A 7,324-nucleotide genomic window follows, 5' to 3' on the forward strand; every position below is an offset into this window, starting at 1 on the left:
GAACAAGTCGGGGCGTTTGCTGGAACCACCATCAGTGCGTTTTCACACAGTCTGCTGAGGTCGGTTTTTTAATGACTACGTCGATTAAGCGGCTTCTTTCAGCGCTTTGACGTGGCCATTCAGACGGCTCTTATGACGAGCAGCCTTGTTCTTGTGGATGATGCCTTTATCGGCCATACGGTCGATAACTGGCACAGCCAGAACGTATGCAGCTTGAGCTTTTTCAGCGTCTTTTGCGTCGATGGCCTTAACTACATTCTTGATGTAGGTACGAACCATGGAACGCAGGCTGGCGTTGTGGCTGCGACGCTTCTCAGCCTGTTTTGCACGTTTTTTGGCGGAAGGTGAGTTGGCCACCGTCGAGCTCCTCGAAAGACTTTTTAGGAAATAGCAAACAAAATAGGCCGCGAATCATGCCGATGAAGACTTGTCTTGTCAAGGGCACTTGAATCGTTCCGCTAAGTGGTAGGTATAAAGAGGCGGGATATTTATTTCCGGCGCTTGACCTGTAAACTCGCGAGCTTTGGCTCTGTGCTGTTGCGGCGCGGAGTATCGCACAAGTAGGCGCATTGTTCGCCTGCTGTTTATCGACAGGCACAAACTCTCTCAATGAATCTGCTCAAATCGTTGGCCGCCGTCAGCTCTATCACGATGCTTTCCCGGATTCTGGGTTTTGTTCGTGACACGCTGATCGCGCGGACATTCGGCGCCGGGATGGCCACGGATGCCTTCTTTATTGCGTTCAAACTGCCCAACCTGCTGCGGCGCATCTTTGCCGAAGGGGCTTTCTCCCAGGCGTTCGTGCCGATTCTGGCTGAATATAAAAGCCAGCAGGGCGAAGAGGCGACGCGCACCTTTATTGCCTATGTATCCGGCCTGCTGACGCTGGTGTTGGCGGTGGTGACGGCGCTGGGCATGATCGCCGCGCCCTGGGTGATCTGGGCCACAGCGCCCGGTTTTACCGATACCCCGGAGAAATTCCAGCTCACCTCCGATCTGTTGCGGGTGACCTTTCCTTATATATTGCTGATCTCGCTGTCGTCGCTGGCCGGCGCGATTCTGAATACCTGGAACCGCTTCTCGGTGCCGGCCTTCGTACCGACTCTGCTCAACGTCAGCATGATCGTGTTTTCGCTGTTCCTCACGCCGTACTTCGATCCACCGGTCATGGCCCTTGGCTGGGCGGTGCTGGTCGGCGGTCTGGCGCAGTTGCTGTATCAGCTGCCGCACCTGAAAAAGATCGGCATGCTCGTGCTGCCACGCCTGAACCTGCGCGACAGCGGCGTGTGGCGGGTGATGAAGCAGATGCTGCCGGCGATTCTCGGCGTGTCGGTCAGCCAGATTTCATTGATCATCAACACCATCTTCGCCTCGTTTCTGGTCGCAGGTTCGGTGTCGTGGATGTATTACGCCGACCGTTTGATGGAATTGCCGTCGGGTGTGCTGGGCGTGGCGCTCGGCACGATTCTGCTGCCAACGCTGGCCAAGACCTACGCCAGCAAGGATCGCCACGAGTATTCGCGAATCCTCGATTGGGGGCTGCGCCTGTGCTTTGTGCTGGTGCTGCCGTGCGCATTGGCGCTGGGGATTCTTGCCGAGCCGCTGACTGTTTCATTGTTTCAGTACGGCCAGTTCAGTGGCTTTGATGCCGAGATGACCCAGCGTGCGCTGATTGCCTATTCTGTCGGCCTGCTCGGGATTATCGTGATCAAAGTGCTGGCGCCGGGCTTTTATGCGCAACAGAACATTCGCACCCCGGTGAAAATCGCAATTTTCACGCTGGTCTGCACGCAGTTGTTCAACCTGGCGTTGATCGGCCCACTGGCCCATGCCGGCCTTGCTTTGGCGATCAGTGCCGGTGCTTGCCTGAATGCCGGGCTGCTGTTCTATCAACTGCGCAAGCAGAAGATGTATCAACCGCAGCCGGGCTGGGGCAAATTCGGTTTCAAGCTGGTCGTTGCAGTGACCGTGATGTCGGCGGTGTTGCTGGCCGGCATGCATTTCATGCCCGCGTGGGATGAGGGCCATATGCTTGAGCGCTTCTTGCGCCTGGGCGCGCTGGTGGTTGCTGGCGTGGTGGCGTATTTCGGTATGTTGCTGCTGCTGGGTTTCCGCCTGCGCGACTTCAATCGCAAAGCCTTGAGCTGAGGTTTCAGCCTTCATGAGCAGGCATGAGCCGGCGGTTTTGTCGGCTCGTTCACTTTGCGTTACGGTGTTGCCTGTCGTCGGCCGTCGGGTGTGGTTATAATCGACCACTTTATGAGCAAGAAGCGCGTTATGCAGCTGGTTCGAGGCCTCCACAACTTGCGCCCCCAGCATCGGGGCTGCGTCGCCACTATTGGCAACTTTGACGGTGTTCACCGTGGTCACCAGGCTATCCTGGCCCGGCTGCGTGAGCGTGCGCTCGAGTTGGGCGTACCCAGCTGCGTGGTGATTTTCGAGCCGCAGCCACGGGAGTTCTTTGCTCCCGACACCGCACCGGCACGTCTGGCGCGGTTGCGCGACAAGCTGCAATTACTGGCCGCTGAAGGCGTCGACCGGGTGCTGTGCCTGGCGTTCAACCAGCGGCTGAGCAAGCTCAGCGCCAGTGAGTTCGTCGATACCATTCTGGTCGATGGCCTTGGCGTGCAGCATCTGGAGGTCGGTGACGATTTCCGTTTCGGTTGCGACCGCCTCGGCGATTTCGATTTTCTGATGCAGGCCGGGCAGGTTCACGGTTTCACCGTCGAAGCGGCGCAAACCGTCGAGCTGGACGGCATTCGCGTCAGCAGCACGCAGGTGCGCAACGCCTTGGCTGCGGCCGATTTTGCCTTGGCCGAACGCCTGCTCGGCCGTCCGTACCGCATCGCCGGTCGCGTGCTGCATGGTCAGAAACTGGCCCGGCAACTGGGCACGCCCACTGCCAACATTCAACTCAAGCGTCGTCGCGTGCCGTTTACCGGGGTGTATCTGGTGAATGTCGACATCGACGGCAAGACCTGGCCCGGCGTCGCCAATATCGGCGTGCGCCCCACGGTGCAAGGGGATGGCAAAGCCCACCTCGAGGTCCATCTGTTAGATTTTGCCGGCGATCTGTATGACCGGCGTTTGACGGTGGTTTTCCACCAAAAGCTGCGTGAAGAGCAGCGCTTCGCCTCTCTGGAGGCATTGAAAACGGCGATCAATGCGGATGTCGCCACCGCCCGTGCACTAGCCGCACCTAGCGCCCATCGCTAATGAAGAGCCTTAAATGACCGACTATAAAGCCACGCTAAACCTTCCGGACACCGCCTTCCCAATGAAGGCCGGCCTGCCACAGCGCGAACCGCAGATCCTGCAGCGCTGGGACAGTATTGGCCTGTACGGAAAGTTGCGCGAGATTGGCAAGGATCGTCCGAAGTTCGTCCTGCACGACGGCCCTCCGTACGCCAACGGCACGATCCACATCGGTCACGCACTGAACAAGATTCTCAAGGACATGATCATCCGCTCGAAAACCCTGTCGGGTTTCGACGCGCCGTATGTCCCGGGCTGGGATTGCCACGGCTTGCCGATCGAGCACAAGGTGGAAGTGACCCACGGCAAGAACCTCGGCGCGGATAAAACCCGCGAGCTGTGCCGTGCCTACGCCACCGAGCAGATCGAAGGGCAGAAGTCCGAGTTCATCCGTCTCGGCGTGCTCGGCGACTTCGCCAATCCGTACAAGACCATGGACTTCAAGAACGAGGCCGGTGAAATCCGCGCCCTCGCCGAAATCGTCAAGGGTGGTTTTGTCTTCAAGGGCCTCAAGCCGGTGAACTGGTGCTTCGATTGCGGTTCGGCTCTGGCTGAAGCGGAAGTCGAGTACGAGAACAAGAAGTCCTCGACCATCGACGTCGCGTTCCCGATCGCTGACGAGGCCAAACTGGCTGCCGCGTTCGGTCTGGCCTCGCTGAGCAAACCTGCTGCGATCGTGATCTGGACCACCACCCCGTGGACCATCCCGGCCAACCAGGCGCTGAACGTGCACCCGGAATTCAACTACGCCCTGGTCGATATCGGCGACAAGCTGCTGGTGCTGGCTGAAGAACTGGTCGAAGCCTGCCTGGCGCGCTATGGCGTGGAAGGTTCGGTCATCGCCACCACCACCGGTAAAGAACTTGAGCTGATCAACTTCCGTCACCCGTTCTACGATCGTCTGTCGCCGGTGTACCTGGCTGACTACGTCGAACTGGGCGCTGGCACCGGCGTGGTTCACTCCGCCCCGGCCTATGGCGTGGACGACTTCGTGACCTGCAAGAAATACGGCATGGTCAACGACGACATCCTCAACCCGGTACAGAGCAACGGCGTATACGTGCCGTCGCTGGAATTCTTCGGCGGCCAGTTCATCTGGAAGGCCAACCCGGCCATCGTCGAAAAACTGACCGACGTCGGTGCGCTGATGCACACCACCGTCATCGAACACAGCTACATGCACTGCTGGCGCCACAAGACCCCGCTGATCTACCGCGCCACCGCGCAGTGGTTCATCGGCATGGACAAGGAGCCAACCAGCGGCGACACCCTGCGCGTGCGCTCGCTCAAAGCCATCGAAGACACCAAGTTCGTTCCGGCCTGGGGCCAGGCGCGCCTGCACTCGATGATCGCCAATCGTCCGGACTGGTGCATCTCGCGTCAGCGCAACTGGGGCGTGCCGATCCCGTTCTTCCTCAACAAGGAAAGCGGCGAGCTGCACCCGCGTACCGTCGAGCTGATGGAGGAGGTCGCCAAACGCGTTGAAGTCGAAGGTATCGAAGCCTGGTTCAAACTCGACGCTGCCGAACTGCTGGGCGATGAAGCGCCGCAGTACGACAAGATCAGCGACACCCTCGACGTCTGGTTCGACTCGGGCACCACGCACTGGCACGTCCTGCGCGGTTCGCACCCGATGGGTCACGAGAGCGGCCCGCGTGCCGACCTGTACCTGGAAGGTTCCGACCAGCACCGTGGCTGGTTCCACTCGTCGCTGCTGACCGGTTGCGCCATCGACAACCACGCGCCGTACCGCGAACTGCTGACGCACGGCTTCACCGTCGACGAGTCCGGCCGCAAGATGTCCAAATCGCTGGGCAACGTGATCGCGCCGCAGAAGGTCAACGACACCCTGGGCGCCGATATCATGCGTCTGTGGGTCGCTTCGACCGACTACTCCGGCGAAATGGCGGTGTCCGAGCAGATTCTGCAGCGCAGCGCTGATGCCTATCGTCGTATCCGTAACACCGCGCGCTTCCTGCTTTCCAACCTGACCGGTTTCAATCCGGCCACCGACCTGCTGCCGGCTGAAGACATGCTGGCGCTGGATCGCTGGGCGGTGGATCGCACGCTGCTGCTGCAACGCGAGTTGCAAGAGCACTACGGCGAATACCGTTTCTGGAACGTCTACTCGAAGATCCACAACTTCTGCGTGCAGGAGCTGGGTGGTTTCTACCTCGACATCATCAAGGACCGCCAGTACACCACCGGCGCCGACAGCAAGGCCCGGCGCTCGTGCCAGACCGCGCTGTTCCACATCTCTGAAGCGCTGGTGCGCTGGATCGCGCCGATCCTCGCCTTCACTGCTGACGAGCTGTGGCAATACCTGCCGGGCGAGCGTAACGAGTCGGTCATGCTCAACACCTGGTACGAAGGCCTGACCGAGCTGCCGGAAGGCTTCGAGCTGGGTCGCGCCTACTGGGATCGCATCATGGAAGTGAAGGTCGCGGTCAACAAAGAGATGGAAATCCAGCGTGCGGCGAAAGCCGTCGGTGGCAACCTGCAGGCCGAAGTGACGCTGTTTGCCGAAGAGGCGCTGAGCGCCGATCTGGCCAAGCTGAGCAACGAGCTGCGCTTTGTCCTGATCACCTCGACTGCCAGCGTTGCACCGTTCGTTCAGGCTCCGGCCGATGCAGTGGCCACCGAAGTCAGCGGTCTGAAACTGAAGATCGTCAAATCGGCGTTCCCGAAATGCGCGCGTTGCTGGCATTGCCGCGAAGACGTCGGCGTGAACCCGGAGCATCCGGAAATCTGCGGGCGTTGCGTCGACAACATCAGCGGTGCTGGCGAGGTTCGTCACTATGCCTGATGCCATTGGCCGTTTCGGACGGCTGAGCTGGCTGTGGTTGAGCTTGCTGGTTCTGGTCATTGACCAGGCCAGCAAGTTCTACTTCGAAGCCAAGCTCGAAATGTTCCAGCAGATCGTGATCATTCCCGATCTGTTCAGCTGGACCCTGGCCTACAACACTGGCGCTGCCTTCAGCTTCCTCGCCGACAGCTCCGGCTGGCAGCGCTGGCTGTTTGCCCTGATCGCGATTGTGGTCAGTGCCGTGCTGGTGGTCTGGCTCAAGCGTCTGGGTCGCAACGACACCTGGCTGGCCGTCGCCCTGGCGTTGGTGCTGGGTGGCGCGCTGGGCAACCTGTATGACCGCATTGCCCTGGGCCATGTGATCGACTTCATCCTGGTGCACTGGCAGAACCGCTGGTATTTCCCGGCGTTCAACATTGCCGACAGCGCGATCACCGTTGGCGCGATCATGCTGGCACTGGACATGTTCAAATCGAAGAAAACCGAAGAGGCCGCTCATGACTGAACCGCTATCGACTGAGCAACGCATCGGCCAGAACACCGAAGTCACCCTGCACTTTGCCTTGCGCCTGGAAAACGGTGACACCGTCGACAGTACCTTCGACAAGGCCCCGGCGACGTTCAAGGTCGGCGATGGCAACCTGCTGCCGGGTTTCGAAGCCGCACTGTTCGGCTTCAAGGCCGGCGACAAGCGCACTCTGACCGTCGAGCCGGAAAACGCTTTTGGTCAGCCGAACCCGCAGAACGTGCAGACCATCCCGCGTTCGCAGTTCACCGACATGGAGTTGTCGCCGGGTCTGCTGGTGATCTTCAACGATGCGGCCAATACTGAGTTGCCGGGTGTGGTGAAGGAATTCGACGACACGCAAGTGACCGTCGACTTCAACCACCCGCTGGCGGGCAAGACGCTGACCTTTGACGTGGAAATCATTTCCGTCAAAGCGATCTAAAAATGCAGGAGTGAGCCTCTGTGGCGAGGGGATTTATCCCCGCTGGGGTGCGAAGCGCCCCCAGACCAGTCAACGGATTCTGAGATAAGTCCGTTGACGGTTTACGATTGCTAAGCAGCCGAGCGGGGATGAATCCCCTCGCCACAACAAGCAGGTCTCCACAGTCTGTTTTCCATTGTTTTCGCGCGCAAGACACGAGGCACAGCATGCAAATCAAACTCGCCAACCCCCGTGGCTTCTGCGCCGGTGTGGACCGGGCGATCGAAATCGTCAACCGCGCCCTGGAAGTCTTCGGGCCGCCGATCTATGTGCG

General features: G+C 59.7%; 6 protein-coding genes and 1 pseudogene. 6 read left to right on the plus strand and 1 reads right to left on the minus strand.

Annotation, left to right across the window (positions count from 1 at the left end; all coding sequences use genetic code 11):
* Window positions 1-84 precede the first annotated feature (84 nt).
* Window positions 85-357, minus strand: coding sequence for a 30S ribosomal protein S20 (gene rpsT, locus D8U60_RS23665; RefSeq protein ID WP_003228351.1), 273 nt, complete (start codon window positions 355-357; stop codon window positions 85-87).
* A 252-nt stretch (window positions 358-609) separates the two neighbouring features.
* Between rpsT and murJ the strand changes: the two genes are divergently transcribed.
* From murJ to ispH, 6 genes and pseudogenes are all read left to right on the plus strand, one after another.
* Window positions 610-2,148 carry a murein biosynthesis integral membrane protein MurJ gene (gene murJ, locus D8U60_RS23675; RefSeq protein ID WP_016773124.1) on the plus strand — a complete coding sequence of 513 codons (1,539 nt, stop codon included), beginning with the start codon at window positions 610-612 and terminating at the stop codon, window positions 2,146-2,148.
* Between the two features lie 129 nt (window positions 2,149-2,277).
* Window positions 2,278-3,216 (plus strand): bifunctional riboflavin kinase/FAD synthetase, encoded by a 939-nt coding sequence (gene ribF / locus D8U60_RS23680; protein WP_016773125.1) that lies wholly within the window; start codon window positions 2,278-2,280, stop codon window positions 3,214-3,216.
* 13 nt (window positions 3,217-3,229) lie between these two features.
* Window positions 3,230-6,061, plus strand: a complete 2,832-nt coding sequence (ileS, locus tag D8U60_RS23685) for an isoleucine--tRNA ligase (RefSeq protein ID WP_130901059.1) — start codon at window positions 3,230-3,232, stop codon at window positions 6,059-6,061.
* The gene (gene lspA, locus D8U60_RS23690) at window positions 6,054-6,566 is read left to right on the plus strand and encodes a signal peptidase II (RefSeq protein WP_024014359.1); all 513 of its coding nucleotides are present in this window, start codon (window positions 6,054-6,056) and stop codon (window positions 6,564-6,566) included. The genes ileS and lspA overlap by 8 nt, the downstream gene beginning before the upstream one ends.
* Window positions 6,559-7,011, plus strand: coding sequence for an FKBP-type peptidyl-prolyl cis-trans isomerase (gene fkpB, locus D8U60_RS23695; RefSeq protein ID WP_016773128.1), 453 nt, complete (start codon window positions 6,559-6,561; stop codon window positions 7,009-7,011). Before lspA ends, fkpB begins: the two co-directional genes overlap by 8 nt.
* A gap of 206 nt (window positions 7,012-7,217) precedes the next feature.
* Window positions 7,218-7,324: pseudogene (ispH, locus tag D8U60_RS23700) on the plus strand (4-hydroxy-3-methylbut-2-enyl diphosphate reductase); the annotation flags it as partial.

Source organism: Pseudomonas sp. Sample_11, assembly GCF_004307505.1.
GTDB lineage: Bacteria > Pseudomonadota > Gammaproteobacteria > Pseudomonadales > Pseudomonadaceae > Aquipseudomonas > Aquipseudomonas atacamensis.

Excerpts from the sequence above, each read along its gene's own strand:
- murJ (WP_016773124.1), top strand. The coding sequence starts at position 610 with ATGAATCTGCTCAAATCGTTGGCCGCCGTCAGCTCTATCACGATGCTT.
- ileS (WP_130901059.1), top strand. The coding sequence starts at position 3,230 with ATGACCGACTATAAAGCCACGCTAAACCTTCCGGACACCGCCTTCCCA.
- fkpB (WP_016773128.1), top strand. The coding sequence starts at position 6,559 with ATGACTGAACCGCTATCGACTGAGCAACGCATCGGCCAGAACACCGAA.
- lspA (WP_024014359.1), top strand. The coding sequence starts at position 6,054 with ATGCCTGATGCCATTGGCCGTTTCGGACGGCTGAGCTGGCTGTGGTTG.
- ribF (WP_016773125.1), top strand. The coding sequence starts at position 2,278 with ATGCAGCTGGTTCGAGGCCTCCACAACTTGCGCCCCCAGCATCGGGGC.